The 25271-nt window shown below is 70.1% G+C and carries 28 protein-coding genes; 11 read left to right on the top strand and 17 right to left on the bottom strand.

Annotated features, from left to right (window positions below; translation table 11 throughout):
• Window positions 1-3: 3 nt before the first annotated feature.
• The 3 genes from BEMPMBAN_RS10095 to BEMPMBAN_RS10085 are packed head-to-tail and all read right to left on the bottom strand — an operon-like array spanning window position 4 to window position 1951.
• A complete protein-coding gene (locus BEMPMBAN_RS10095; RefSeq protein ID WP_159230211.1) occupies window positions 4-633 on the bottom strand; it encodes a class I SAM-dependent DNA methyltransferase in 630 nt (209 codons plus the stop codon).
• Window positions 633-1298, bottom strand: coding sequence for a TIGR04282 family arsenosugar biosynthesis glycosyltransferase (locus BEMPMBAN_RS10090; protein ID WP_159230210.1), 666 nt, complete (start codon window positions 1296-1298; stop codon window positions 633-635). Before BEMPMBAN_RS10090 ends, BEMPMBAN_RS10095 begins: the two co-directional genes overlap by 1 nt.
• Window positions 1295-1951 carry a glycosyltransferase family 2 protein gene (locus BEMPMBAN_RS10085; RefSeq protein ID WP_159230209.1) on the bottom strand — a complete coding sequence of 219 codons (657 nt, stop codon included), beginning with the start codon at window positions 1949-1951 and terminating at the stop codon, window positions 1295-1297. The genes BEMPMBAN_RS10090 and BEMPMBAN_RS10085 overlap by 4 nt, the downstream gene beginning before the upstream one ends.
• Window positions 1952-2054: 103 nt before the next feature.
• Between BEMPMBAN_RS10085 and BEMPMBAN_RS10080 the strand changes: the two genes are divergently transcribed.
• Entirely contained in the window at window positions 2055-2762 is a 708-nt protein-coding gene (locus BEMPMBAN_RS10080) for a response regulator transcription factor (protein WP_159230208.1), read from the top strand.
• Window positions 2749-3774, top strand: coding sequence for a sensor histidine kinase (locus tag BEMPMBAN_RS10075; protein ID WP_159230207.1), 1026 nt, complete (start codon window positions 2749-2751; stop codon window positions 3772-3774). The genes BEMPMBAN_RS10080 and BEMPMBAN_RS10075 overlap by 14 nt, the downstream gene beginning before the upstream one ends.
• 77 nt (window positions 3775-3851) lie before the next feature.
• On the opposite strand, the gene BEMPMBAN_RS10070 is transcribed toward BEMPMBAN_RS10075, so the two are convergent.
• The 4 genes from BEMPMBAN_RS10070 to BEMPMBAN_RS10055 all read right to left on the bottom strand — a co-directional run bounded on the left by BEMPMBAN_RS10070 (window position 3852) and on the right by BEMPMBAN_RS10055 (window position 7696).
• Window positions 3852-4982, bottom strand: a complete 1131-nt coding sequence (locus BEMPMBAN_RS10070) for an NAD(P)H-dependent flavin oxidoreductase (protein WP_159230206.1) — start codon at window positions 4980-4982, stop codon at window positions 3852-3854.
• An 81-nt stretch (window positions 4983-5063) separates the two neighbouring features.
• Complete coding sequence (locus tag BEMPMBAN_RS10065) at window positions 5064-5885, bottom strand: alpha/beta hydrolase (protein WP_159230205.1); 822 nt, start codon at window positions 5883-5885, stop codon at window positions 5064-5066.
• Window positions 5886-5891: 6 nt separating this feature from the next.
• Window positions 5892-6923 carry an NAD-dependent epimerase/dehydratase family protein gene (locus tag BEMPMBAN_RS10060; protein WP_159230204.1) on the bottom strand — a complete coding sequence of 344 codons (1032 nt, stop codon included), beginning with the start codon at window positions 6921-6923 and terminating at the stop codon, window positions 5892-5894.
• A complete protein-coding gene (locus tag BEMPMBAN_RS10055) occupies window positions 6920-7696 on the bottom strand; it encodes an S-methyl-5'-thioadenosine phosphorylase (protein ID WP_159230203.1) in 777 nt (258 codons plus the stop codon). The genes BEMPMBAN_RS10060 and BEMPMBAN_RS10055 overlap by 4 nt, the downstream gene beginning before the upstream one ends.
• A 110-nt stretch (window positions 7697-7806) precedes the next feature.
• Between BEMPMBAN_RS10055 and BEMPMBAN_RS10050 the strand changes: the two genes are divergently transcribed.
• Window positions 7807-10776 carry an arabinosyltransferase domain-containing protein gene (locus BEMPMBAN_RS10050; RefSeq protein WP_159230202.1) on the top strand — a complete coding sequence of 990 codons (2970 nt, stop codon included), beginning with the start codon at window positions 7807-7809 and terminating at the stop codon, window positions 10774-10776.
• 8 nt (window positions 10777-10784) lie between these two features.
• Here the strand turns inward: BEMPMBAN_RS10050 and BEMPMBAN_RS10045 are convergent, their stop codons facing one another.
• Window positions 10785-11003: a hypothetical protein gene (locus BEMPMBAN_RS10045; protein WP_159230201.1), complete on the bottom strand. Its 219-nt coding sequence runs from the start codon at window positions 11001-11003 to the stop codon at window positions 10785-10787.
• Window positions 11004-11073: 70 nt separating this feature from the next.
• Between BEMPMBAN_RS10045 and BEMPMBAN_RS10040 the strand changes: the two genes are divergently transcribed.
• The 7 genes from BEMPMBAN_RS10040 (at window position 11074) to BEMPMBAN_RS10010 (ending at window position 17042) form a co-directional block, all read left to right on the top strand.
• Window positions 11074-11943, top strand: coding sequence for a 1,4-dihydroxy-2-naphthoate polyprenyltransferase (locus tag BEMPMBAN_RS10040; RefSeq protein ID WP_159230200.1), 870 nt, complete (start codon window positions 11074-11076; stop codon window positions 11941-11943).
• A 76-nt stretch (window positions 11944-12019) separates the two neighbouring features.
• Window positions 12020-13018: an AAA family ATPase gene (locus BEMPMBAN_RS10035; protein WP_159230199.1), complete on the top strand. Its 999-nt coding sequence runs from the start codon at window positions 12020-12022 to the stop codon at window positions 13016-13018.
• Between the two features lie 12 nt (window positions 13019-13030).
• On the top strand, window positions 13031-13903 hold the full coding sequence (locus BEMPMBAN_RS10030) for a DUF58 domain-containing protein (RefSeq protein ID WP_159230198.1): 873 nt from the start codon (window positions 13031-13033) through the stop codon (window positions 13901-13903).
• Window positions 13893-14366, top strand: a complete 474-nt coding sequence (locus BEMPMBAN_RS10025) for a hypothetical protein (RefSeq protein WP_159230197.1) — start codon at window positions 13893-13895, stop codon at window positions 14364-14366. The genes BEMPMBAN_RS10030 and BEMPMBAN_RS10025 overlap by 11 nt, the downstream gene beginning before the upstream one ends.
• Window positions 14366-15373, top strand: a complete 1008-nt coding sequence (locus tag BEMPMBAN_RS10020; protein WP_234897399.1) for a hypothetical protein — start codon at window positions 14366-14368, stop codon at window positions 15371-15373. Before BEMPMBAN_RS10025 ends, BEMPMBAN_RS10020 begins: the two co-directional genes overlap by 1 nt.
• The gene (locus BEMPMBAN_RS10015; protein WP_159230195.1) at window positions 15370-16293 is read left to right on the top strand and encodes a vWA domain-containing protein; all 924 of its coding nucleotides are present in this window, start codon (window positions 15370-15372) and stop codon (window positions 16291-16293) included. The genes BEMPMBAN_RS10020 and BEMPMBAN_RS10015 overlap by 4 nt, the downstream gene beginning before the upstream one ends.
• The gene (locus BEMPMBAN_RS10010; RefSeq protein ID WP_159230194.1) at window positions 16290-17042 is read left to right on the top strand and encodes a hypothetical protein; all 753 of its coding nucleotides are present in this window, start codon (window positions 16290-16292) and stop codon (window positions 17040-17042) included. The genes BEMPMBAN_RS10015 and BEMPMBAN_RS10010 overlap by 4 nt, the downstream gene beginning before the upstream one ends.
• Here the strand turns inward: BEMPMBAN_RS10010 and BEMPMBAN_RS10005 are convergent.
• Together BEMPMBAN_RS10005 and BEMPMBAN_RS10000 are read right to left on the bottom strand one after the other, a co-directional pair.
• Window positions 17039-17455: an ester cyclase gene (locus BEMPMBAN_RS10005; protein WP_159230193.1), complete on the bottom strand. Its 417-nt coding sequence runs from the start codon at window positions 17453-17455 to the stop codon at window positions 17039-17041. The two genes, BEMPMBAN_RS10010 and BEMPMBAN_RS10005, sit on opposite strands and share 4 nt — an antisense overlap.
• Window positions 17456-17536: 81 nt before the next feature.
• Complete coding sequence (locus tag BEMPMBAN_RS10000) at window positions 17537-17878, bottom strand: DUF4229 domain-containing protein (protein ID WP_159230192.1); 342 nt, start codon at window positions 17876-17878, stop codon at window positions 17537-17539.
• 48 nt (window positions 17879-17926) lie between these two features.
• Here BEMPMBAN_RS10000 and BEMPMBAN_RS09995 point away from each other — a divergent pair, with 48 nt between their 5' ends.
• On the top strand, window positions 17927-18091 hold the full coding sequence (locus BEMPMBAN_RS09995) for a hypothetical protein (RefSeq protein ID WP_159230191.1): 165 nt from the start codon (window positions 17927-17929) through the stop codon (window positions 18089-18091).
• Between the two features lie 15 nt (window positions 18092-18106).
• On the opposite strand, the gene BEMPMBAN_RS09990 is transcribed toward BEMPMBAN_RS09995, so the two are convergent.
• From BEMPMBAN_RS09990 to hemL, 7 genes are all read right to left on the bottom strand, one after another.
• Entirely contained in the window at window positions 18107-19243 is a 1137-nt protein-coding gene (locus BEMPMBAN_RS09990) for a MinD/ParA family ATP-binding protein (protein WP_159230190.1), read from the bottom strand.
• Between the two features lie 36 nt (window positions 19244-19279).
• Window positions 19280-20266 (bottom strand): c-type cytochrome biogenesis protein CcsB, encoded by a 987-nt coding sequence (ccsB, locus tag BEMPMBAN_RS09985; RefSeq protein ID WP_159230189.1) that lies wholly within the window; start codon window positions 20264-20266, stop codon window positions 19280-19282.
• Window positions 20263-21867, bottom strand: coding sequence for a cytochrome c biogenesis protein ResB (resB, locus tag BEMPMBAN_RS09980; RefSeq protein WP_234897387.1), 1605 nt, complete (start codon window positions 21865-21867; stop codon window positions 20263-20265). Before resB ends, ccsB begins: the two co-directional genes overlap by 4 nt.
• A gap of 68 nt (window positions 21868-21935) precedes the next feature.
• Entirely contained in the window at window positions 21936-22733 is a 798-nt protein-coding gene (locus tag BEMPMBAN_RS09975; RefSeq protein WP_159230187.1) for a cytochrome c biogenesis CcdA family protein, read from the bottom strand.
• Window positions 22730-23290, bottom strand: coding sequence for a TlpA disulfide reductase family protein (locus BEMPMBAN_RS09970; protein ID WP_159230341.1), 561 nt, complete (start codon window positions 23288-23290; stop codon window positions 22730-22732). Before BEMPMBAN_RS09970 ends, BEMPMBAN_RS09975 begins: the two co-directional genes overlap by 4 nt.
• Before the next feature lie 53 nt (window positions 23291-23343).
• Window positions 23344-23955 (bottom strand): histidine phosphatase family protein, encoded by a 612-nt coding sequence (locus tag BEMPMBAN_RS09965; protein ID WP_159230186.1) that lies wholly within the window; start codon window positions 23953-23955, stop codon window positions 23344-23346.
• The gene (gene hemL, locus BEMPMBAN_RS09960) at window positions 23952-25256 is read right to left on the bottom strand and encodes a glutamate-1-semialdehyde 2,1-aminomutase (protein WP_159230185.1); all 1305 of its coding nucleotides are present in this window, start codon (window positions 25254-25256) and stop codon (window positions 23952-23954) included. The genes BEMPMBAN_RS09965 and hemL overlap by 4 nt, the downstream gene beginning before the upstream one ends.
• Window positions 25257-25271 lie beyond the last annotated feature (15 nt).

Raw genomic sequence — 25271 nt, 5'->3', positions numbered from 1 at the left:
CGATCAGGTCGCGGCCAGGCTGGCGACCACCCGGCTGCCGATCCGTTCGATTCCCGCGAGCGCCAGCCCCACCTCGGTGGCCAGCGAGGGCACGCAGTCGATGCCCACCGACGCCCACGGAAACCACGGACCGATCGCCCGCGACGACTCCAGCCGAACCCAACCGACATCGATCCCTGTTGTCGCCGAATCGAATTCGGCGACACAACGGCCACCTGGACGCAACAGCTCCGCAGCCCGGCGCAGCACCCTCTTCGGATCGCCACCCAACCCGACATTGCCGTCGGCCAGCAGCACCGTCTGCCAGCGGCCGGTGCCCGGCAGTGGCTCGAAGACGTTGCGACGCAGCGCCGGCGCGCCACTGCTGCGCGCCAGGGCCACCGCGGTCGCCGACAGGTCCACCCCCAGGGCCGGGATCCCGCGCTGCACCAGGTGCGCGACCAGACGTCCTGGCCCGCAACCGAGGTCGATCGTCGGCCCCTTGCACATCCCGACCACCGCGTGGTCGAACCGGGCGTCGGCATGACGCCCACCCAGCCAGCTGCGGACCGGAAGCTTCTTCACCCGCCCGTCGTCGTGGCGGACCCAGCACCGTTCCCCGTCGAGCGCGCGATCGTACAACTGGCCGAACATCAGCGCGCCACGGTTTCGGTGATCCGGCGGAACCGGGAATCGGACCGACAGTCGCGACGCACCGTGTCGATGTCGTCGATGGTGTCGACGTCGGCGAGCTCACCGACCAGTTCCACATCGACGCCCTTGTGCCGTAGCGCGGTCAACGTCTGGTTTCCGGTGTCGGGCACCGACATCGGAACACCGCGCAGGCATTCGGCCATCGCGGCGTCGGTGACGCCCAGCACCCACCAGCCACCGTCGCGGGCCATGCCGAGCACGGCGTCGTTGGCGGCGAGCGCCTGCGCACACCGCCCGATCAGTTCCGGGCTCACCTGCGGGGTGTCCATCCCGATCTGCAGCACCGGCAACCCGCCGGTGGCCTCGGCTGTATCGGCGTGGGCGTTGGCCAGCCGATCGGCGAAGTCCGTCCCGCGCTGCTCGAGGACGACAAAATCCTCAAGGCGCGAACGTATCTCGCCACAGCGCTGGGCGTCGTCGAGGTTGCCCGTCAACGCCACCACCCGGGCCGCCACCCCGCTGGCGGCGACGGCGTCCAACGTGTCCAGCAGTGCCGCGGCGGCGATGTCGGCGGCCGCGTCATCCCCGAGGTCGGCGGCGAGGCGGGTCTTGGCCAGCCCGGGCACCGGCGCCTTGGCGACCACCAACACGCTCACCGGTATCACGAGATCACCCGCCAGAAGTCCAGCGCGGCAATGGCACTGCCCTTGACCGAACCGCTGACCTTGGAGGTGCCCCCGGTGCGCGGACCGTACGCGACATCACGTTCGGTGACCGTCCAGCCGGCCTGCGCGGCACGCACCAGCAACTCGAGCGGATACCCGGAGCGCCGGTCGGCGACCCCGAGGGCCAGCAACGGCTCCCGCCGCGCCACCCTCATCGGTGCGATGTCGTGCACCTGCAGGCCATGCCGGGTCCGCAGTCGCCAGCACACCGCCGCCGTTCCCAGGCGGGCGTGCCACGGCCACTTCAAGCCCGGCACCGCGCGGCGGCGCCCGATCGCCATGTCGGCGCCGCGCTCGACGTCGTCGACCAACCCGGGGAGCTCGCGGGGATCCAGCGACCCGTCGGCGTCGAGAACCGCCACGATCGGCGTCGTCGCGGCGGCCACGCCGGCGTGCACCGCAGACCCGTATCCCGGCCTGCGTTCCGCGACGACGTCGGCGCCGTGCCGGCGTGCCACCTCCGCTGTGCCATCTGTGCTGTTGTTGTCCACCACAAGAGCTCTATACCCAGCCGGCAGCGCCGCCAGCACCCCGGGAAGCGACGCAGCCTCATCGAGACACGGGAGCACCACCGTGACCGGGCTGTCGGGCATATCCGCATACGGTAAATGAAATCCCCTGGTCCCGCGACGTGCAAGGCTGACAAAACAGTGACGTAGGCGCTGGTAGTGAAGGTGTGGGGCTAACCTCGGTGTGATGACCCGGGTTCTGATCGCCGACGACGACGACGTCGTCCGCGATGTGGTGCGCCGTTATCTGGAGCGCGACGGACTCGACGTGTCGATCGCCAACGACGGCACCGAGGCGCTGCGGCTGCTCGGTTCGCAGCGCATCGACGTGGCCGTGCTCGACGTGATGATGCCCGGCCCGGACGGCCTGTCGCTGTGCCGCAGCCTGCGGCGGGGCGGCGATTACACGGTGCCGGTGATCCTGCTGACCGCCCTGGGCGAGGAGGAGGACCGCATCGCAGGTCTGGAGGCGGGCGCCGACGACTACCTGACCAAACCGTTCAGCCCGCGCGAGCTGGCATTGCGGGTCCGGTCGGTGTTGCGTCGCTCCCCCTCACCCGGCGGCGTGGTGCCGCTGGACATCAAGGCCGGCGACCTCACGGTGTCCACCGCGTCCCGCACCGTCACGATCAACAACAGGCCGGTCAATCTCACGAACCGGGAATTCGATCTGCTGCTGTTCTTCCTCACCCACGCCGACACGGTGTTCACCAGGGAGGATCTCCTCAGGCAAGTGTGGCACTGGGACTTCGGGGACCTGTCGACGGTGACCGTGCACGTCAAGCGGTTGCGTTCCAAGCTCGGCGACATGCATCGAGTACAGACCGTGTGGGGGCGCGGCTACATGTGGACCTCCGCCCGCGTGACGTCAGGGCGACCGGATGCTGACGACTGACTTCCTGGAGATCATCGGATGGGCGCTCGCCTGCTCGGTGCCGGTCGTGCTGCTGGGCGCGGTGGTCATCCGCCTGGCCCGCACGTGGTCGTTGGCCGTCAGCATGGTGGCCCTGGTGCTGATCCCGGTACTGGCGACGTTCACCGGGGTGCTGGGCGCCAGCGGGTTCATGGTCACCGAGACGTTCGAGCAGACCGCCGTCGTGCTGGTCATCGTCTCGATCGTGACGATCCCGGCGGCCGTGATGCTGGGCCGCTACCAGGCCCGGCGCACTGTCTGGGAAGCCGAGATCCGGGACTCCGAGCGCGCCGCCGAGCAATCGCGGCGCCGGCTGGTGGCGTTCGTCAGCCATGATCTGCGCACCCCGCTGGCGGGCATCCGCGCGGTCTCGGAGGCGATCGCCGACGGCGTCGTCCCCGACGACGAGGTGAAAGTGCACGCCAAGCACATCGAACACGAGTCGGTGCGGCTCTCCGAGATGGTCGACGACCTGTTCGAGATGTCGAAGATCAACGCCGGCGCGTTGACCCCGTCGTTCGACAAGGTGGCCCTCGACGAGGTGGTCGACGACGTGCTCGCCGCGCACCGGATCGCCGCCGAACGCGCGGGGGTGCAGCTCAAGGCCGACCTGCCCGCGCAACCGGTGCGGGTGGTGGGCAGCGACCGCGCACTGGTCCGGGTGCTGTCGAACCTGGTGGCCAACGCCATCGCGCACACCCCCGAAGGGGGCAGTGTCGAGTTGGCGCTCGGCTCCGACCAGGACAGCGCGTGGGCCCGCGTCGACGACACCGGTGTCGGCATCGACGAGGCGGACCTGCCCAGGGTATTCGACGTCGCCTACCGCGGGTCGAACAACCGTGTCCCGCGGGCGGATTCGTCGCTGCCGAGCGGATCGGGTCTCGGGCTGGCGATCGCGGCGGGGCTGGTGCAGGCCCATCGCGGCACGCTGTCGGCGCACAACCTGCCGACCGGCGCCCGCTTCGAGGTGCGCCTGCCGTTGGCCACCGACTGAGTCTGCTCGCGAAATATCATTCCGGGTTGTCGCCGAGGCCACTTTCACAGCCTGGAACGATATTTCGCGGGAAGGCGTCAGCCGGGCAGTGAGCCGTTGAGTCGCTCGGCGGCGGCCAGGTAGTCCTCGATGAACTCCCGCACCACCTCGCGGGCCGGCTTGACCTTGTTCATCAGCCCGACGCCCTGACCGACGAAGTAGGTCGCCAGCGCCTGGGCACCTTCATGCCCTTGCGAGGCCAGCACGTCGATGCGGCGGATCACCGGCTCACACAACATCGACTGCAATGGCAACGGCAGCGGCTGATGCCCGCCGGCGTGCGGCACCCACGCGTCGGTCCACTCCGAAACCAGCTGACGCGACGGCTTGCCGGTGCGGCCGGCCGAGCGGACGGTGTCGCGGGACGTCGCGGCCAGCATCTTGGCGACCGTGTGCGGCGCCGTCTCGGCCTCCTCGGTGGTCAACCACACCGACCCGGTCCACGCACCCGCGGCGCCCATCGCGACCATGCCGGCCATCTGCCGTCCGGTGACGATTCCGCCCGCGGCCAGCACGGGCGTCGTGGCACCCATCTCCTCGATCGCCGCCAGCACCTCCGGAACCACCACCAGCGTGCTGACCTCGCCACAATGCCCACCGGCCTCGGTGCCCTGCGCGACGATCAGGTCCACGCCGGCCGCGACCTGCTTGACGGCGTGCTCCTTGGCGCCGACCAGCGCCGCGACCGGGATCCCCCGCTCCTTGCCCGCTTCGATCATGTAGTCCGGCGGGACGCCCAGCGCGTTGGCGATCAGCTTGACCGGGTGGGTCAGCGCGACATCCAGGAGCTCGCGGCCGGTGTTGCCGGACAGCGACGAACCACCGAGCCGTCGGTTGGGCTCCGGTTCGATGTCGTGGGCGGCCAGCAGCTCGTCGACCAGGTCGCGGTAGTTCTGCGGGATGCGCTCGGCCAGGTCGGCACCGGAGAGCTTCTCACCCTTGCCCTCGAACTTCGCCGGCACGATCAGGTCCACGCCGTAGGGCTTGCCACCGACCGCGTCGTCGATCCAGGCCAGCTCCTGGTCCAGCTGCTCGGGGCTGTAGGCGGTGGCGCCCAGCACGCCGAAGCCGCCGGCGTTGGTCACGGCGGCGACCACGTCGCGGCAGTGGCTGAACGCGAAGAGCGGGAAGTCGACGCCGAACTTTTCGCAGAGCGCTTTGGAGGTCATGTCAGCAGTATTACTTGACGGCCGTCAAGATAATTCGACAACCCCGGTTTCGGCGCACTTGGTCACGCTGAGCGGGACGAGCTACACCGAGTTCGCGGCAAGGAACTGTTGGATGGCGGTCAGCATTCGCTGCCCGTCCAGCAGTGCCGGGTCATTGTGACCGGCCCCATCGATGGAGACGAACTCCTTGGGTTCGGGGGCCGCCTCATAGAGGCGGCGCGACTGCGACCAGGGCACGATGTTGTCGTCCTCGCCGGCGATGACCAATAGCGGAGCCTGCAGCGCACCGATCCGGTCGATGGACGGATAGCGATCCAGCAGCAACCGCTGTACCGGCAGCCACGGGTAGTGCACCCCGGCGACGTCGGCCAGCGACGTGAACGGTGAGCGCAGCACCAGCGCCGCCCGCGGCTGTTCGACGGCCAGGCCGACCGCCACCGCGGCGCCCAGCGATTCGCCGAAGACGGCGATGCGACCGGGGTCGACGCCCGGCCGGCGGGCCAGCCAGTCGTAGGCGGCGCGCGCGTCGTCGGCCAGTCCGTCCTCGGTGGGCCGCCCGGGGTTGCCGCCATAACCGCGGTAATCCGGCAGCAGCACCGACAGACCCATGCCGTGCAGGGCTGCGGCCAGCGGCGCCCGCATCGTGCGGTCCCCGCCGTTGCCGCTGAGCATCAGCACCGCCGGGCCCGGGCCCCCGGGCAGAAACCAGGCACCCAGCTGCAGTCCGTCGGCGGTGGGGATGACGACGTCGCGGGCCCCCGGCAGCACTGTCGACGCCGGCGGCACCGGATCGGTCGATGGAAAGTAGATCAGGCGACGCTGCTGCGACCACAGCAGCCCGAGCAGTCCCGACGTCACCAGCGTGACGATAACGGCGAGGCGGACCACTCGGCGACCCAGCATCTGCTCCTACGCGCGCAGCGGCGCACCGGCGAATGCGCGCAGCCCGTCGGCCGGATCGACGGCGGCGCGAAACCCCAGCAGCCGTTCGGCTTTGGCCGGGTCGGCGACGATGTGGCGGACGTCGCCGCTGCGGTACTCGCCGGTGACCACCGGCGTGAAGTCACCGCGCGCGTCACACAGCGCGGTCGCAACGTCGAGGATCGACACCGGTTGTCCCGAACAGACGTTGAACGTGTCGAAACCGTCGGAGTCGGCCTCGATCGCGGCGACGTTCGCCGCCGCGATGTCGTCGACGTGGACGAAGTCGCGCATCTGGCCACCGTCCTCGAAAACCCTTGGCGGGGAACCTGCTTCGAGTGCGGACCGGAAGATCGCGGCGACGCCCGAGTACGGGGTGTCGCGTGGCATGCCCGGTCCGTAGACGTTGTGATACCGCAGCGCGACCACCGAGCCGCCCGTCGACTCGCTCCAGGCCAGCGCGTAGTGCTCCTGTGCGACCTTGCTGGCCGCGTAGAGGCTGCGCGGCCGCAGCGGTGCGTCCTCGGCGACCAGATCCCACCTCACCTGCGCGCCACAGACCGGACAGCGGTGGTCGAACACCCCGCCATCCAGGTCGGCCCGGGTGCGCGGCGTCGGGTCGACGGCACCGTGCTGCGGGCAGACGTAACCACCCTGGCCGTAGACCACCATCGACGAGGCGAGCACCAGTCGGCGGCAGCCGGCGGCGAACATCTCGGCCAACAGCACCGCGGTGCCGTAGTCGTTGTGCGATGCGTAGGAGGGGCTGTCGGCGGCGTCCACACCGGCGCCCACCACCGCCGCCTGGTGGCACACCACATCCACTCCGGCGAGCAGCTCGGCGACGGCCGCGGCGTCCCGGACGTCGGCCCGGTGCATGCCTGCGGGCAGCTCGGCACCCTCGCCGTGCGCGGCGGGCAGCATCGCATCCGCGGCGACGACGTCATGGCCGGCGTCCGCCAGCAGGGCTGCGATGCGCGCGCCGATGAATCCGGCGGCACCGGTCAGCAGCACTCTCACGGAAGCTCGATCGGCAGCGCGACACCCTCGTGCGGCATGCAGTGCGTGCATTCATTGACCCGAGCGGTGCTTTCTATGGCCTCGTGGACCAGCTGCTTGAACGGCACCAGGTTCCGTTCGAACTCCGCGAACACGTCCACCGCCCGCACCCCCTGGCCGCTCTCGATGCCCGCATCCAGATCGGTGACCAAAGCAATTGCCGCATAACACATCTCGAGTTCCCGGGCCAGTACAGTCTCGGGGTAGCCCGTCATGTTGACCAGCCGGAAACCCTGGCCGGCGAACCACTGACTCTCCGCACGCGTCGAGAACCGGGGACCCTGGATCACCACCATCGTGCCACCGTCGACGACGCTGGGCAGTCCGGTCACCGCTGCCCGCAGCGACGGGCAGTACGGGTCGGCGAAGTCGACATGGACACCGCCGGAGTCGAAGTACGTGTCAGGCCGTCCAGACGTCCGGTCGACCAGTTGATCGGGCACCACCATCGCCCCCGGACCGAGCTGTGGGTCCAGGCTGCCGACCGCGCACGGGCCGAAGATGCGCCGCACCCCCAGCGCCCGCAGCGCCCACATGTTGGCCCGGTAGGGCACGGTGTGCGGTGAGAACTCATGGTTGGCGCCGTGCCTGGGCAGGAACGCCACCTCGTGGTCACCGATGGTGCCGACGGTGATCGGCGCACTCGGTGACCCGTACGGCGTGTCCAGGTTGATCGCTCGGGCATCAGGACCGAAAAACGTGTAGAAGCCGCTACCGCCGATGACACCTAACATCCGACCATTGTGGATCATCGGGATGCCGCACCAAGCATGACGTTGCGGTGACGACGCCCCGGATGCCCGTGCCGCGGGGGCGAACAATCGGCAGGCTGACGGAGAACTCTATGCGGCCACACACCTCCAGACAGCGGACCTGGCTGGCCCTGCTCATCGGCCTGACCGGTGTCGCGGCAGCGCTGTTCCTACCCTTCGCCCCCGTCATCGCCGAGCGCACCACCATCACGTGGCCGGTCCCCGACCAGCCGACGACCTCTACCAGCGCGCTGGTGGTGCCGTACCGCCCGGCCGAGCTCACGGCGACGATTCCCTGCTCGGCGCTGCGCGCAGCGACCTCCCAGACTGCGCCGGTCACCGTGCTGGCCACCGGCTCCGACGGTGACGGCCTGGTGGTAACCGGTTCGGCGGACGGCGTGCTGCTGCGACTCGGCGACCGGACGCAGCCCCTGCCCGTCCCGGCGGTCCCCGCGGACTGCCGGATCACCATCGAATCGGTCCCCGGCGGCCTGGCGGTCCGGCAGGCCGCCGGTCGCACCAGCCATCTCGCCGGTGAACCGGTGCCCCGGGTGTTCGGGTTCCGCACCGACCTCGATCCGGCGCAGGCCGCGGGGCTCTCGGTGTCCGCGGTGGTCGCCGGGCCGTTCGCGACGACGCCGACGCTGCTCAAGACGCTCGTGGTCGGGGTGCAGCTCCTGTGCGCCGTCGCCGCGCTCGTCCTACTTCGTCGGGATCGCGGCCCGCCCGGCCGGCGCCGCCCCGGGCTGCGCGGGAACCGGCTGTGGTGGATCGACGCCGCGGTGATCGCGGTGTTCTGCGGGTGGGCCGTGATCGGTCCGCTCGCAGTCGACGACGGCTGGGCGACGATGATCGCCCGCAACTTCGCCGCGACCGGCGACCCCGGCAACTACTACCGGTGGTGGAACGCCGCCGAGGTCCCGTTTTCTCTGAGCCAGCAGTTGCTCTCACCGCTGACCGAGCTCAGCCTCGCCCCGTTGTGGCTGAGGTTGCCCAGCACCGTGCTCGGGGTCGCGACGTGGTTCGTGCTCAGCCGCGGCGTGCTCGGTGCCGCGCTGCCGGCGAACGCGCGGATACGGATGCTCGCCGCGGTGTGCCTGCTCGTCGCCTGGCTGCCGTTCAACCTCGGGACCCGACCGGAGTCCTACGTCGCGCTCGGTGTCACCGCGGCGCTGGCGTTGGCGTGGCGGGCGCGGGACCCGGCCGGGTTGGCCTGGCTGGTGCTCGTGGCCGCGCTCACGATCCCGATCAGCCCGACCGCCGTGCTGGTGACCGCACCGATCCTGGTATTTGCTCCCCGGCTGATGGCGGCGGCGCGGGCGGGAGCTCCCTCCCGTGCCGAACTGTCGGCGACCGTGGTGTTGCTGTGTTGTGTGGGCGCCGTCGGGCTCACAGTGATCTTCGCCGACCAGACGTGGGACGCGCTCGTCACCGCCACCGACTGGCACAGGTTCTTCGGCCCCTCGCTGCCCTGGTACGAGGAGCCGACCCGGTACGGGTACCTGCTGCAGACCGACCAGCAGGGCAGCTTCGCCAAGCGGCTGCCGGTGCTGTTCACGATCGCGCTGCTGCCGATCGTCGGTGTGCTGGCCGCACGCCGCCGCGGACGCGACGTGCTCGGTGCGACGGCGGCGCGACTGGCCGCCGTCGTGGTGGTCGCGCTGCTGCTGCTGGCGCTCGGGCCGTCGAAGTGGTCCTACCACTTCGGGGCGACGGCCGGACTGTTCGCGGCGTTCCTGACCGTGGCGGTGATGCTGGTGGTGCGCCGGGCGCGCACCCCGGACCGCGTCGTCGCCGTCGTCGGTGTCATCGGCTCGGTACTACTGGCCGCGACCGCCGCGCTGGCCTTCGCCGGCCCGAATGCCTGGTGGTTGCCCGCGGTGTACGACCTGCCGTGGTCAGACGGCCCGGTCCGACCCCTCGGCGTGCCGCTGGACAACCCTCTGTTGTGGGCCGGCGTCCTCGCCGCGGGGATGTTGACGGCGCTGGCCGTGCTGCGACGCAGGCCGTCGGCGCAGTGGCCGGCGCTCGGGCCCGCGGTGCTCACCCTGGTCACCTTCGGCACGGCGCTGGCCGTGCTCATCGGCTCCTTCGTCGCGGCGCCGTTGCGCCGATCCGCCGGATCGCTGGCGATGGCGAACCTCGACCGGATCGCCGGCGGGCAGGTGTGCGGGCTGGCAGACGACGTCGAGGTGCTGCCCGACGGCCAGGTGCTCAGGGCAACGGAACCGGGCGGGCGGGGTTCCGGGTTCGCCGAGTCGACGGGTTTCTACCCGGGGGCGCCGCCTCCGGACCGGCCCGGAAGCGGCACCTCGGAGTACCTGTGGGGCAGCCGGACCCCCGGCGCGCAGGCCACCGGCGAGATCGTCACCGGATGGTTTGCGTTACCACCATTGGCGCCGGATAACGGTGTGGCCCTGTCGGTCTCGGGACGCACGTCGGACGGCAACTCGCTGGTGCTGGAGTTCGGCCGGGCCGACGGACCGACCGTCGCCGTCCTGGGTGCCGCCGAACCGGTCGACCGGCCCGCATCCGACGAGGACCCCGAGCATCCGTTGTGGCGCTCGGTGGGCGTGGATTCGGCCGAGGTGCCCGCCGGGGCCGACCGGGTACGCATCCACGCCGTCGACGACCGCACCGACCAGACCGGCTGGTTGGCCTTCACCGGCCCCCGGTTGCGCACGATCATTCCGCTGACCGACTTCCTGGCCGGCCGCGGACCCGTGCTGATCAGCTGGCCGCAGTCGTTCCTGTTCCCCTGTGTGCACGACATCGCCGAGGTGGCGGGGGGCGTCGCCACCACACCCCGCACCGTGATCGAGTCACCGCGGCCGTGGTTCACCGAGGACCGCGACCCCGACCTGGGCGGGACGTTTGCCGGACTCGCGACGTTCGGCCAGCTCAACGAGGTGCCGAGCAGGCTGGTCGGACATCCCGACGTCGACTGGGGGGCGGTGCTGGTTTCCGGTGATCCGGCGACACCGGACAATTACGCGCGCACCACGGATCACGCGGTGGTGTGGGGTGCCGGCGGCACCCGCGGTCAGCGACCCGAGGGCTGACCGGCGAACTACTCGGCGTCGGTCTCGTCGGCGTTGCGCTGTGCTGCGCGCCGGGCGCCGTCACGGATCTCGAACACGTCGGTGGCCAGCCCGCCGATGGCGTTCGCGACGTCCTTGACCGCGGTCGTGATGATCGAGGTGACCTCACCGACGGTCGACGCACCGGCACCGACGATCTCCTGTACGGCGTCCTTCCGGATCTCGTTCTTGCTCAGTCGGTCGTCCATGCGCTCAGTGTGCCACGGTTGGAACCCTGCGCACGCGGGGAGCAAACCGGGCACCTGCAAGACTGACGCAGTGGCCAGTTTCGCCCAGTGGATCGAGGGAGCGCGTCCCCGGACGTTGCCGAACGCCGTCGCACCGGTGATCGCCGGGACGGGCGCTGCAGCGTGGCTGGGTGCCGCATCGTGGTGGAAGGCGCTGCTGGCGCTGCTGGTGGCGATCGCCCTGATCATCGGGGTGAACTACGCCAACGACTATTCCGACGGCATCCGCGGCACCGACGATGTGCGGGCCGGGCCGCTGCGGTTGGTCGGCTCCAGGCTCGCAGCGCCCCGGTCGGTGCTGACGGCCGCGATCGCGAGCCTGCTCGTCGCCGCGGTCGCCGGCCTGGTGCTGGCCTGGTTCAGCGCACCGTGGCTGATCGCGGTCGGCGCGGTCTGCATCGCCGGGGCGTGGCTCTACACCGGCGGCTCCAAGCCCTACGGCTACCTGGGCTTCGGCGAGGTCGCCGTGTTCGTGTTCTTCGGCCTGGTCGCGGTGCTGGGCACCCAGTTCACCCAGGCGCTGCGCGTCGACTGGGTCGGCGGGGCGCTCGCCGTGGCGATGGGCTGCCTGTCCTCGGCGGTGCTGGTGGCCAACAATCTGCGTGACATCCCCACCGACACCCAGTCCGGCAAGATCACCCTGGCGGTTCGGCTCGGCGACGCCAGGACCCGGCTGCTGTTCTGTGGGTTGCTGGTGGTGGCGTTCGCGGTGCCGCTGGTGCTGATGCCGGCGACGCCGTGGGCTGCGGTGGGGTTGGTGGCGCTGCCGCTGGCGGTGCGTGCGGCCAGGCCGGTCCGGGGCGGGCAGGGCGGCAAGGAGCTGATCCCGGTGCTGCGAGACACCGGGCTGGCGATGCTGGTGTGGGCGCTGGCAGTGGCCGGCGCGTTGATGTTCGGCTGATTCCGGGCGACTTCGGCGTGGTAGTCGTCGCCCAGCGGCGGTTTGCACGCCCGAATCGCGTGGTACATACCGCTGGATGACCGCAGCCCGGATACCGTCCGACCACGACCCTGACGAGGCACAACGCATCGTCAGGGCGCTCTCCGAGGCGTTCTCGGCGAAGGTCGTCGGCCAGGAGCACCTGCGGGAGTCGTTGCTCATCGGGCTGCTCACCGGCGGCCACATCCTGTTGGAGAGCGTGCCCGGGCTGGCCAAGACCACCGCGGCGCGGGTCGTCGCCGAGTCCATCGACGGGGTGTTCCGGCGCATCCAGTGCACCCCCGACCTGCTGCCCAGCGACATCATCGGCACCCAGGTCTACGACGCGGCCACCACGTCGTTTGTCACCCAGCTCGGACCCGTCCACGCCAACGTCGTGCTGCTCGACGAGATCAACCGCTCCAGCGCCAAGACCCAGAGCGCGATGCTCGAGGCGATGGAGGAACGCCAGACGACCATCGCCGGCACCGTCTATCCCATCCCGGAGCCGTTCCTGGTGATCGCCACCCAGAACCCGGTCGACCAGGAAGGCACCTATGCGCTCTCCGAGGCTCAGACCGACCGGTTCCTGCTCAAGGAGATCGTCCAGTACCCCTCGCCCGAGCAGGAGGTCGAGGTGCTCAGCCGACGCGACGCCGGGCTATATGACCGGGACCACCGGACGCCGCCGGTGGTCGGCCTCGAGGACATCCGCCACCTGCAGCGGGTCGCCCGCCAGGTGCACATGAGCCGTGACCTGATGCTCTACGCCAGCCGACTGGTCGGCGTGACCCGCGACCCGGGCAACCACCTGCCGCGGCAGATCGCCAGGCTGATCGAATACGGCGCCAGCCCCAGGGCGACCATCGCGTTGTGCACCTCGGCCCGTGCGCTGGCAGTGCTGTCCGGGCGCAACCACGTGATCCCCGGCGACATCGCCGATCTGGCGCACCGGGTGCTGCAGCACCGGCTGATCCTCGGGTTCGAGGCGGCCAGCGCAGGGGTGACCGCCAACGTGGTGATCGAGGCCGCACTGCAGTCGGTGCGGGTGCCCTGAGCGGGGCGGGCAGTGGGTAAGCACCTCCACCGGGCCAGAGCCCACTTCGGCAGCGACACCCGCGGCATGCTCGAGGGCGGTCGCTACGCGCTGTTGCACACCCGCAGCCTGGAATTCGACGAACTGCGGCCCTACGTGCCGGGTGACGACGTCCGCGACATCGACTGGAAGGCCTCGGCGCGGTCCGCCAGCGTGCTCATCAAGAGGTTCGTCTCCGAAAAACACCACAAGGTTCTCCTCGTGGCCGACACCGGCCGCAACATGTCGGCCCTCGCACCGGGTGGCGAGCGCAAAAGCGATGTCGCACTGAACATTCTGGGCGCCATCGGGTTGATTACGCTCGGCCGCACCGACGAAGTCGGCATGGTGTACGGCGATGCCCGCGGCAGTGTGAACGTCCGCCAGCGCCGCGGCGAGAACCACATCGAGAGCCTGCTCGCCGGCTACCACCTTCATTCGGCCGGCCCCACCCCGTCCGGTCCGAGTGACATCGTCTGCCAGTTGACTTATGTGGCAACACATTACCGACACTCGATGCTGATCATCGTGGTGTCCGACGAACCGGACCGCGACGAGCGCCTCGACGAGGTGCTCGGCCGGCTGACCGCGCGGCACGACGTGATGTGGGCGATGGTCCCGGACTTGCCGGCGACCGCCGCCGGTGGTGACGACGCGTACGACGTCGCCACCGGGCGGGTGGTGCTCGGATCCGTGACGGCCGAACCGCGCGTCGTCGCCGCCTACCAGCGCGCCGAGCAGCGACGTGCCCGCGAACTCGCCGAACTGATGACCTCACAGGCGATTCCGCACGCCACGATCTCCGGTAGCGATCAGGTCCGCCGCAAGATCGTCGAGATGACGGGGGTGTGGTCGCGTGCCGGATGATCTGCTCGAGTTCGTCAGTGGACCGCGCGGCTACGCCACCGGATGGCTGTGGCTCGGGTTGGCCCTGCTGATCGTCGTCATCGCCTGGTATACCAGCGTTTTCATCGCGACCATGCCCGCCGAACGGCTGCGCCGGATACCGGTGGTCAGGGTGGCCCACGCCCGCGTGCTGCGGTACCGCTTCGCCCGGACGGTCCAATCGATCACCCGCCGGCACCGCGCCGGAGAGCTCTCCGGCGTACAGGCCGGTGCGGAATTGAGCCGCACCCTGCGCAGCTTCCTGCATCAGGCCACCGGGCTTCGGGCCCAGTACATGCAACTGCGCGCGGTCGCCGCCGGTGATCTGGCCCCCGCCGCACCGGTCCTCTCGGCGTTGGGTGATGCACAGTTCGACAGTTCCGCGACCGTTGATGTGGCCCGGTTGGGTGAACAGACAGAAGAGTTGATCCGCTCGTGGAGTTGATGTGGTGGGCGGTGGTGATCGCCGGGCTCGGCGCGCTGGTGCTGACCGGCGCGCTGGCGATGCTGCTGCCCACCGAACGAGCCCGCGGCCGCCGGCCCCTGGCCAACACCGCACGTCTGACCGGGCTACCCGAGTACCGGGCGGTGATTCGCCGCCGCACCCGGGCCAGCGCGGTGCTGTTGGCCCTGCTGACACTGCTGTTCGGCACGACGGTGCTCGCGAGCGCCCGGCCTGTCGGAACGCTCTGGGGCACCAACGACTCCGCTGCGCGTGAGGACATCATGCTGTGCGTGGGCCAGCCCGTCACCGACCCTGCCACCGGCCAGTTCCTGACCTACTTCGCCCGCCAGGCGACCACCTACGGGACCGAGCGAATCGGGCTGACGTCGCCGAACCGCAGGGTGGTCCCGTTGACCCGTGACCACCAGTTCGCCGCCGGCCGCTTCGGTGACTACGCACAAGCGGCACGGATACAGGCGCAGTCCGACGCCGCGGCGTTGAGCCCGGCTGAAGCCGTCGGCCTGCGGGCCAGAACCGACTCGTTCTCCGCGCCGGTGGGCTACAACGACTACTCGCCGACCGTCGCCGACGTTCTGGCGTTGTGCCTGACCGGCTTTCCCGGGTTCGAGACCGCGAGTGACACCCACAGGTCGCTGATCTACCTTGGCCCCGGCGCGCTGCGCCCACCCGAGGACACCACGCCGTCGCTGTTCACAGACACCCAGGTCACCGAGATGGCACAGCAGGCCGACGTACAGGTCAATGCCATCGCCACACCCGGTCGCGAAACCGACACACTGGCCACCCTCGCGGAGGTGACCGGCGGGCAGTTCCACCGATTCGACGCCGCGGGCCTCGGCAGTGACCTCGACGCGATCCGCGCCGCTCCGGCAGGCCAGGACGGCGAGCGGGCCGGCTCCCGGGAAGACACCCCCGTCGTCGTGCTCGTGGCCGCGCTGGCGCTGGCCGCACTGCTCGGCGTGTCGCTGATGGCGGTGCGGCGATGACGTTCGACCCGGTGCTGCCGCCGCCCGCACTGGGCGTCATCGTGGTGGCCCTGCTCGCGCTGAGGGTGGTGTCCCTGCGGCTGGCCGCCGGGTCCCGCTCCGGCAGGACCGCGATGCTGCGCTGGTGCGGAACGACTTTGGCCGTGCTGCTGGTGCTGGTGGCCGCCGCGCGGCCGGGAACCGGGACGGTGGGCTCCGAAGAACTCACCCCGACGGCCCGGGGGGCGAATGTGTACTTCGTCGTGGACCGTTCTGCCGACTCGGCGATCGCCGACCATGGCGAGGGCACCCGGATGGCGGGGATCCGCCAGGACATGCGGGAGCTGATCGACGCGCACCCCGGCTCCCGGTTCGCCGTCATCGCGTTCGCGTCTCGGCCCGCGATCGACTGGCCGCTGTCGAGCGACACCTGGAGCCTGGAGCCGGTCGTCGAGGCCTTGAACCCCTACGCCGACGCCACCGCGGGCAGCGACCAGGTCAATGCCGGTGCCGCCGCCAACGTGCTGCGCTACCAGCTGATCGCGGCCCGGCAGCAGTATCCGCAGGCGGACAACCTGGTGTACTACTTCGGTTCCGGGGCCGGGCAGTCCACCGCACCCCAGGGGCAGTTCGACACCGGCGATGTGGACGGCGGGGCGGTGTTCGGCTACGGCGGCGGGCCCGGCCTCGACGTGGCTGCGCTGCGTGACATCGCCGCGCAACTCGGGGTCCCCTACATCCAGCGTGAGCCCGGGCAGCCCGTGCCACCGGGCGCGAGACCGACCGCCGAGGTGACCGCCGACCCGCAGGCTACCCCCGAACGGTCCGAGCTCTACTGGCTGTTCACGATGCTGGCGTCGCTGCTGCTGCTCGCCGAGATCTACCTGACTGCGCGGGAGTTGCGCCGGAACCGGTCGACCCGACGGCAGGTGCTGACGTGACGCGCGTGTCGGCGCCGGCCCGGCTGCGGTTGCGACGGCGACTGCTGATCGCGTCGGCTCCGGTGGCCGCGGCCGTGCTCGCGCTCGCGGCGAAGCTGATCTCCGTGGTCGTCGTGGGTGGCGCGGCGCAGCAGCACTACGTGTCGGGGGAGATCGGTTCGCTGCGCGCTGATGTGGCGGTGCTGCGCATCGCCGACGTGCTCGAACCCGACACCACCGCGTTCGCCGCAGGTGGGCTCGCGGTGCTCGAGGGCCGCGCCCGCGAGGAGCAGCAGCGCGCCAGCCTGGAGGTCGCCGAACCGGAGTTCTCGACGGTATTGGCCGCTACCGACCCGGCGCACTCGTGCCCGGTGCGCGTCAACCTCGAACTGGTCCGGGAACGCCAGGGCGACATCGAGGCATGGGAAGCCCGGCTGGACGCCGCGCGGGACCGCTACGAGAGCGCCCTGACGATGATCGCCGATGCGCCAGCTGAATGTTTCGACGGCAACAACGACCCTGACCCGCAGCGACGCGCGGTGCGCCAGGACGCGCAGGCGCGTCTGACCGCCAAGATCGACGCGCTCGGCACGCTGGTCCCGCCCGGTGTGACACCGCCGCCGCCGCCCGCGGACCTGCCGCCGCCCGCGGCCCCGGCGATCACCGACCCCGAGCCCACGCAGTCGCCGGACGGGCGCCGACTCGATCCCACCGACGGCGATCCCCTCGAGGTGCTGCGGCGGTTGTTGCGCGACGCCGCAGCCGACTAACCGGGCGAGATACCACTCCAGTACTCGACGACTGTTCCGTTGGCGACCCGCAGGATGTCGTTGCCGGTCAACCGGGTCGGGCCGGTGGCGCCCGCACCCGTGGCGATCCACCGGGCTGCCACCATGTCGCCGTCGACGAACGGGCCGACCTCGACCACGAACCTCAGTTCCCGCAGCGCACCACGGGTGTTGTCGACGACCTTCTGCAGTTCAGTGGGCCCGTGGACGTCCCGGGTGGGCCAGTGCCCGACAAAATCCGGGGACACGAGTTCCTCGGCGATGCGGTACCCGCCCCACAACTCGTCCAGCCACCGTCGGTACAGAGCCTTGTGGCTAATCGGGGTTCTGTGGCTAGTGATATTCCTGTGGTTACTGATGGCCTGGTGACGGGTCATCAGCTGCTGTTCCGTCATGTGACCCGGGTTACCCAGCGGCGGCCTCAGCTATGCAGTAATAGACCCGCGATGACGGATCCGTAATAGGTCAGACTTTCGTCAGCCGTCGCGGGGTTCGCCGTCCGGCGCGGCGGGATCTTCAGGTGCGGCGTCGCCCCGCAGTCGGGCCTGCAGTTGTTCGCGGTCGCGGCGGCGGCGCTCATCCCACGTCGCGATGCTCTCGGTGGCGCGCCGCCGCAGCGGGGTGAACAGCCAGATACCCAGCGGCAGCGCGATCACGATGGCAAAAAGCAACGCCACCACCACCGGGAAGTCCCGGACCCCGAACAGGCGTCCGACCCCGATGATCACGAGCGTCGTGACGAGGACGAGGACGAGGCGGGCCGCGACGTAGGCGAGCACGTCGAGTAGCAGGCGGGATCTGGGCGGTCCGTCAGACACGGACCGAGCCTACCCATGACGCGTATATTGACAGGAAGGAGGTTTTAGGTGGCTTATTTGCTCCTGCTGATCGTCTTGGCCGCACTGGTCTACGTCGGCTGGCGGGTCACCCGGATGGCCGCGAATCGACCGCGCACCCGGGTGATCGGACCGGACGACGATCCGGATTTCCTGCGGCGGATCAATCCGCGAGACGACCAACCGCGGTCCTGACCGCGCATCGCCGACCTAGTCGACGGCTGGGTCGCCGTGCCGACGTGCACCTGGAAAGCCTTGTGCCACCGCGGCAGCCAGTTCGATCAGGGACTCCCTGGTCTGTGGTCGCAGCCGGTCCAGGCTGATCTCGGCCCCCTCCTCCAGGTGCGGGTCGAACGGCACCTGACACACCGACCGGCAGCGCCGCGCGAAGTGGTCGACAACCTTGGCGAGGTCGACCTTCGTGCCCCTGCCCGAGCGTGGCCGCACCCCGTTGATGACGGCGATCGAGTTGCTGACCATGTCCTCGTAGCCGTGGGCGTCGAGCCAGTCCAGCGTCGCCGAAGCGCTGCGCGCGCCGTCCACCGAACCGGAACTGATCACCACCAGCACGTCGGCCTTGTCGATCACTGCGGACATCGCCGAATGCAGCATGCCGGTGCCGCAGTCGGTGAGCACCAGACTGTAGAACCGCTCCAGCACCGACAGGGTGCGGTGGTAGTCGTCTGAACTGAACGCCTCGGACACCGCGGGGTCGGTTTCGGACGCCAGTACCTCCAGCCGGCTCGGACCTTGTGAGGTGTAGCGGCGGACATCGCTGTAGGCGGCGATCCCCTCCGCGTCGCGCAGCAGGTGCCGTACGGTGGCCGGCGTCTCGAGCGGCACCTTCTGGCTGAGCGTGCCGCGATCGGGGTTGGCGTCCACCGCGATCACCCGGTCCCCGCGGTTGGTGGCGAACGTGGCGCCCAGCGTCGCGGTGATGGTGGTCTTGCCGACACCGCCCTTCTGGGACAGCAGCGCGATCCGGTAACAGCCGCGCAACGGACGCTGCAGCTGCGCGACCAGGGTGTCGTGGCGAAGCACCTTCGGGCTCTCCCCCAGGTTGATCAGCTTGGCCGAGGACCAGTACACCCACTTGCGCCAGCCCGCCGACGGCGCCCGCCTGGGCTTGCCGAGCAGCGCGACGGTGGACAGATCGAGGTACGGCGGCGGATCGGGGGCGGCCGGATCGGGCGGTGCCGGCGCGGGCAGCGCCGGCTCCGGTGGGCGGGCAGCGACGACCGGTGGCACTCCGTGCGGTGGGGTCGGGGCCGTCCACTCGGCAGGCACCGCGGCCGCCGGGTCGACGAACCGTTGCTGTGCCCGAAAACCACCCGGCAGGTCAGACACGGGTCGGTCTCCTCCCTCCTGCTCGCCAGACAGCGCTCAGCCGACGCCTGCGTACGAATGCAGCCCGACGGTCACCAGGTTGATGAAGAACAGGTTGAAGACCATCGCCACGAAGCCGGCCACGTTGATCCACGCGGCTTTGCGGTCCCGCCAGCCCGCCGTCGAGCGGGCGTGCAGGTAGGCCGCGTAGATCACCCACGCGATGAACGACACCGTCTCCTTGGGATCCCAGCCCCAGTACCGGCCCCAGGCCTCCTCGGCCCAGATCGCGCCGAAGATCACCCCGAAGCCGAACACCGGGAATGCGAAGATCGTTGTGCGATAGGCAATTCGGTCCAGGATCTGGGCGTCCGGGAGTCGCTGCACGACGCGGGCGACGACGCCGGGGCGGCCCGGCTCGCCGAGGCGCGACATCTTGAGCAGGAACAGCACGCTGGCCACGCCGGCGACCAGGAACACCCCGGAGCCCAGGCTGACCACCGACACGTGGATGGGCAGCCAGTAGGACTGCAGAGCGGGCATCACCGGCGCGGCGTGTGAATACAGCCAGCGACCGGACACGGTGAGCAGGATCAGCACCGGGACGAGCACGAACACCCACAGCGACCGGTACTGCGGCCGGCGCAACACCACCGCCGCGGCCACCAGGCCGCAGAAACTGGTCAGGTTGATGAACTCGTACATGTTGCCCCACGGCACCCGTGCGGTGGACAGACCCCGCAACACGATGCACGCCAGCAGCGCCGCGATGCCGACGTAGATCAGCGCCAGCCCGGCCGAGCCGACGCGCTCGTCCAACGACCGCCGCGGGGTGTCGGCGACCACGCCCGGGGTGGCGCTGTCGACCGCGACCGTCTCCGAGACGCCCGCACCCACCAGCTCCCGGGTCTCGACCTTCCGGCTGCGGCTGTAGGCCAACTCGACAGCCAGCAGCAGCAGGGCCACGACCAGCACCAGCACCGACGACGTGAACGCCCAGTCCGAGTAACGGGCCAGCCCGAGGTCGATATCGGTGGAATTCATGAACGATCCGCCTTCTTGTCTTCACCAACCGGCGCACCGGTCTCGCTTCCGGCGAGCAGCCGCGCCGTCAGCCGCTCGAACTCGTCACCCCAGCCCGAGTTGTCGGTGCGGGCCAGGCCGCCCAGCTCGACGTTCACGGTACCTGCAGCCTCCGACGACAATCGCACCCAGACGCGGCGCCGCCGTACGATCAACGACACCAGCAGGCCCGCCATCATCGTCATCGCGAACACCAGCACCCAGATCTGGGCGGGGTCGTGGGACACCTGCAGGTTGACGAACGGGGTGGCGCCGTCGAACCGCACCACGGTGCCGTCGTCGAGGCGGGTGTCCTCGCCGGCGCGCAGGTTGACCCGCGCCACCTTGTCCAGCCGGCCCTGGTCGATCATCCGCGGGTCCAGCGAGAACAGCGACTGCGGGCGCCCGGTGTCCAGGCCGGTGTCACCTTTGTAGACGTCGATCGCCACCGCGGGGTCGTTCAGCGCGGGGAAGCTCGACGACAGCAGGGTGCCGTCGAGCTCCCCGGTCGGCGCGAACAACCCCTGGACCGCGAGCTGGTTGCTGCGTCGCTCCCGTTCGTCGGCGTAGGTGCCACCGGGCGGGTCGAAACGCATCGCTCCCGAGGACAGGAACGTGATCTGGTCGTCGGGCCGCCACTGCAGTGTCTGGGTGCGGGTCTGTCCGTCGGGGAAGGTCACGGTGAACGTCGGGGCGTAGCCGTGGCCCTGGAGGTAGACCCGGTCGCCGCCGACACGCAACGGCTCGTTGACCTTCAGCAGGTACGGCTGCCAGGTGCCGGTGTCGAGATCGTCGCCGGCCTGGTAGTCGATGTCCGCCTGGAAGGACACCGCCTGCCCGTTCGGCAGGTAGGTGGCCTCGAAATCGTTGACCCGCACACACATCGGATACAGCGAGGTCCCGTCGACGGTGTTGCCCGCCCGGAACGAGTCGAACGCGGCGGGTGATGCCGTGCAGAACCCCGGCCCGCCGTCGGCGATGACGATGACGTTGCCCTCGTAGCTGAACAGCTTGCCTGCGGCGATCGCGACCAGCAGACCGAGCAACGAGAAGTGGAAGACGATGTTGCCGAACTCGCGCAGATAGCCTTTCTCCGCCGAAATCTCGGTGACCTCGGCGGACTCTCCGTCCCCGGCGCCGGCTCGGCGGGTGATTCGCCGCCACCCCCGCAACCGTTCGTCGACCGCGGCCGCCACCGTGGCGACGTCGCCGCGCACCTCGGCGGTGTGGTGCTTGGGCAGCCGCCCCAGATTGCGCGGTGCAGGTACCGGGTTGGCCCGCATGCTGCGGAAATGCTCGAACAGGCGTGGTGTCAGGCAGCCCACCAGCGAGATGAACAGCAGCACGTAGATCGCCGTGAACCAGAAGCTGGAGAACACGTCGAACGCCTGGACCCGGTCCAGCCACGGTCCGATGGTGGGGTTGGCGGCGATGTACTCGGCGACCTTGACCTCGTTGAGGTTTCGCTGCGGCAGCAGCGCTCCCGGGATCGCCGCGAGCGCCAGCAGGAACAGCAGCACCAGCGCGGTCCCCATGGAGGTCAGGGTGCGCCAGGTGTTGCGTATCAGCGCGAGCAGACGCATAGGTCCCCGAGTATGCGGCGTGTCGCGGCCTTTTGTGTCTGCTCGCGCGCCGGGGGGCGGGGCGGTCATCAGATCGGGAGCCTGACGTCGCTGACGAAGGCGTCGCGCACCCAGGACACGAACTCGTTCCACAATCCGGTGGTCAGGGCGATGCCCACTCCGATCAGCAGCACGCCCCCGAAGATCTGGATGGTGCGGGTGTGACGGCGCAGCCAGCCGAGTCCGGCGACGGCGCGCGCCGAACCGAAGGCCAGCAGTACGAACGGGATTCCCAGGCCGAGGCAGTAGGCGACGACGAGCACCACACCCCGTGCCACATTGCTGCCCTCGGTCGCCGACGCCACCGCGATCACCCCGGTCAGCGTGGGTCCCAGGCACGGTGTCCACCCCAGTGCGAACACCGCACCGAGCAGTGGGGCTCCGCCCAGGGTGGAGATCCGCCTCGGGGTGAACCGGGTGTCCCGCTGCAGCACCGGAACCAGACCGATGAACACCAGGCCCATCAGGATCGTGATCACCCCGCCGATGCGTTGCAGCAGCAGCTGGTTGGTGATCAGCGTGGTCGTCATCCCCAGTACCGCGACAGTGCCGAGCACGAACACCACCGTGAAACCGCCGACGAACAGCGCCGCGGCCCCGGCCACCCGAAGTCGGGCGCCGCGCAGCGCCAGCGTCCCGGGCGCGCCGGCACCAGCCGCCGGGCCGGGGTCGACCCCCACCACCGCGGCCAGATAGGACAGGTAGCCGGGAACCAGCGGGATGACGCACGGCGAGGCGAACGACACCAGGCCCGCCAGCACGCTGATCGACAGCGCCAGAAGCAGCGGACCGCTGGCCGTCAGTTCACCGATCTGGTCGAGGTTCATTGCTCCGGGGTCTCTGACGCCAGCCGCTCGACCACCGGCTGCAGGTCCTCGGCGAGCAGTTCACGCAGGAACACCGCGGCCACCCGGTGCTCGCGGTCCAGGACGATCGTCGACGGGATGACCGTCGTGGGGTAGCGGCCACCGAACGCGATCATGGTGCGCATCGGCGGGTCGTAGATCGACGGAAACGTCACGCCCCGATCGATGATGAAGTCGCGGGGCGCGTCGATGTTGTTGTCCCGCACGTCGATGCCCAGGAACGCCACCCCCTGGTCACGGGTCGCCTGGTAGACCTGCTGCAGCTGGGTGATCTCGGTGCGGCACGGGCCGCACCACTGCCCCCACACGTTGATCACCACCACCTTGCCGGCGAAGTCCGTCAGCGACAGCGTCTTGTCGGTGTCCATCAAGTCCGGGCCGCTCAGCGGCCCGGGGTGACCTCTGCTCGCCGGTGGGTCGTAGAAGATGNCGGTCTTGCCGCCCGGGGCGACGAACTCGAATGTGCCTCCCTGGGCGACGGCGTCACTGCCGGTGGAGCATCCGGTGACCCCGAGCATGGCCACGCCCACGATGAGCGTGACCAACCGTCCGACCCGGGGCACCGATCGCCTCACTTGCCGGCCAACTCCGCGTATCCCCAGCCCACGCAGACGTCATCGTGGAAGTAGAACGACGTGACCGAGGCCAGGTTGCACATCCGCCTGGTCGGAAAGTGGTGCAGCGCTTTGTCGGTCATCGCACGGCGCAGTGTCTCGACGGGCAGCTGGTGGCTGACGCACACCCCTTCGTGGCCGGCGGCGTCGGCGCGGGCACGATGCAGCGCCCGCATCATCCTCGCCGCGATCTCGGCGTAGGGCTCTCCCCACGACGGCGTGCGCGGGTTGCGCAGGTGCCACCAGTTGCGCGGGTTGCGCAACGCCCCGTCACCGGGCGAGACCCGCTCTCCCTGAAAGACATTCTCGGACTCGATGAGTTCGTCGTCGGTGTTAATCGACAGTCCGTGCCGGGCGGCGATCGGCGCCGCGGTCTCCTGGGCGCGTTCCAGCGGCGAGGCGACCACATGGGTGATGTCGCGGTGGGCAAGCCAGTCCGCCACCGCCTGTGCCTGCACCCGGCCCCGGTCGGAGAGGTGATAGTCGGGCAACCGGCCGTAGAGGATCTGCTCCGGGTTGTGCACCTCGCCGTGGCGCATCACGTGCACCACGGTCTTCGTCTGCGTCATGCCGGCTCCGAAACCTGCGCCGCAGCGCGGGCCGCAGCGGGCAGTGCCGCCGCGACCCGGTCGAATGCGTCGTCGTCGAGCGCGGTCGAAACGAACCAGGCCTCGTAGGCGCTGGGCGGAGGGTAGACGCCCGCGTCGAGCAGGGCGTGGAAGAACGCCGGGAAGCGCCACGTCTGGGTGGCTTTGGCCGAGGCGAAATCCGTCACCGGCGCATCGCCGAAGAACAGGCTGAACATGTTGCCGGCCCGCGGAATCTGGTGCGCGACACCGGCATCGTTGAGCGCGCCGCTGATCAGCCCGGCCAGCCGGTCGGCGTTGGCGTCGAGGGTGGCGTAGACGGCGTCGTCCGCGGCGTGCAGGGTGGCCAGCCCGGCCGCCATCGCGACCGGATTCCCGGACAGCGTGCCCGCCTGGTACACCGGCCCGAGCGGGGCCAGCCTGCCCATCACGTCGGCCTTGCCGCCGAACGCCGCGGCGGGCAGCCCGCCGCTCATCACCTTGCCGAACGTGAACAGGTCCGCATCGACCGGATCCAGCCCGTACCAACCGGATCGGCTGACCCGGAAGCCGGTCATCACCTCGTCGACGACGAGCAGCGAACCGTGCTCGGCGGTGATCCGGCGCAGCTCGGCGTTGAACCCGGGCTGCGGCGGCACCACACCCATGTTCCCGGGGCTGGCTTCGGTGATGACGCAAGCGATCTCGTCGCCGAAGCGGTCGAAGACCTCCTCCAGCGCGGGAATGTTGTTGTACGGCAGCACGATCGTGTCGGCCGCGGCGGCGCCCGTCACACCCGGCGACGACGGCAGCCCCAGCGTCGCGACCCCGGACCCCGCGTCGGCCAACAACGCGTCGCTGTGGCCGTGGTAGCAGCCGGAGAACTTGACGATCTTCGCGCGGCCGGTGTAGCCGCGGGCCAGCCGGATCGCGCTCATGGTGGCCTCGGTGCCCGAGTTCACCAGCCGCAGCAGCTCCACCGGGGCCACCCGGCCGATGATCTCGCGTGCCAGCTCGGACTCCGACGGGGTCGGGGCGCCGAACGACAGCCCGTCGGCGGCCACCCGTTGCACCGCCTCGACGACCGCGGGGTGGGCGTGGCCGAGGATCATCGGCCCCCAGGAACACACCAGATCGACGTAGCGGTTGCCGTCGGCGTCGGTCAGCCAGCAGCCCGCGGCGGAGGTGATGAACCGCGGCGTGCCGCCGACCGAGGAGAACGCCCGCACCGGGGAGTTCACCCCGCCGGGAATCACGGAACACGCGTCGGCGAACAGCTTCGCGGACAAGTCGGTACTGCTCATGGCACCAGTGTCCCA

It is taken from the genome of Mycolicibacterium austroafricanum, from assembly GCF_902705885.1.
GTDB classification, from domain to species: domain Bacteria; phylum Actinomycetota; class Actinomycetes; order Mycobacteriales; family Mycobacteriaceae; genus Mycobacterium; species Mycobacterium vanbaalenii_A.
This window is presented reverse-complemented; position numbering and strand designations above follow the sequence as displayed.

Bases quoted from the DNA above. Each gene is read 5' to 3' on its own strand.
- hemL (WP_159230185.1), bottom strand. From the start codon at position 25,256: ATGAGCAGTACCGACTTGTCCGCGAAGCTGTTCGCCGACGCGTGTTCC.
- BEMPMBAN_RS09965 (WP_159230186.1), bottom strand. From the start codon at position 23,955: ATGACGCAGACGAAGACCGTGGTGCACGTGATGCGCCACGGCGAGGTG.
- BEMPMBAN_RS10070 (WP_159230206.1), bottom strand. From the start codon at position 4,982: ATGACCTCCAAAGCGCTCTGCGAAAAGTTCGGCGTCGACTTCCCGCTC.
- ccsB (WP_159230189.1), bottom strand. From the start codon at position 20,266: ATGAATTCCACCGATATCGACCTCGGGCTGGCCCGTTACTCGGACTGG.
- BEMPMBAN_RS09975 (WP_159230187.1), bottom strand. From the start codon at position 22,733: ATGAACCTCGACCAGATCGGTGAACTGACGGCCAGCGGTCCGCTGCTT.
- BEMPMBAN_RS10050 (WP_159230202.1), top strand. From the start codon at position 7,807: ATGCGGCCACACACCTCCAGACAGCGGACCTGGCTGGCCCTGCTCATC.
- BEMPMBAN_RS10080 (WP_159230208.1), top strand. From the start codon at position 2,055: ATGACCCGGGTTCTGATCGCCGACGACGACGACGTCGTCCGCGATGTG.
- BEMPMBAN_RS10015 (WP_159230195.1), top strand. From the start codon at position 15,370: ATGACGTTCGACCCGGTGCTGCCGCCGCCCGCACTGGGCGTCATCGTG.
- BEMPMBAN_RS10020 (WP_234897399.1), top strand. From the start codon at position 14,366: ATGTGGTGGGCGGTGGTGATCGCCGGGCTCGGCGCGCTGGTGCTGACC.
- BEMPMBAN_RS10095 (WP_159230211.1), bottom strand. From the start codon at position 633: ATGTTCGGCCAGTTGTACGATCGCGCGCTCGACGGGGAACGGTGCTGG.
- BEMPMBAN_RS10075 (WP_159230207.1), top strand. From the start codon at position 2,749: ATGCTGACGACTGACTTCCTGGAGATCATCGGATGGGCGCTCGCCTGC.
- BEMPMBAN_RS10005 (WP_159230193.1), bottom strand. From the start codon at position 17,455: ATGACGGAACAGCAGCTGATGACCCGTCACCAGGCCATCAGTAACCAC.
- BEMPMBAN_RS10065 (WP_159230205.1), bottom strand. From the start codon at position 5,885: ATGCTGGGTCGCCGAGTGGTCCGCCTCGCCGTTATCGTCACGCTGGTG.
- BEMPMBAN_RS10035 (WP_159230199.1), top strand. From the start codon at position 12,020: ATGACCGCAGCCCGGATACCGTCCGACCACGACCCTGACGAGGCACAA.
- BEMPMBAN_RS10055 (WP_159230203.1), bottom strand. From the start codon at position 7,696: ATGTTAGGTGTCATCGGCGGTAGCGGCTTCTACACGTTTTTCGGTCCT.
- BEMPMBAN_RS10085 (WP_159230209.1), bottom strand. From the start codon at position 1,951: ATGCCCGACAGCCCGGTCACGGTGGTGCTCCCGTGTCTCGATGAGGCT.
- resB (WP_234897387.1), bottom strand. From the start codon at position 21,867: ATGCGTCTGCTCGCGCTGATACGCAACACCTGGCGCACCCTGACCTCC.
- BEMPMBAN_RS10045 (WP_159230201.1), bottom strand. From the start codon at position 11,003: ATGGACGACCGACTGAGCAAGAACGAGATCCGGAAGGACGCCGTACAG.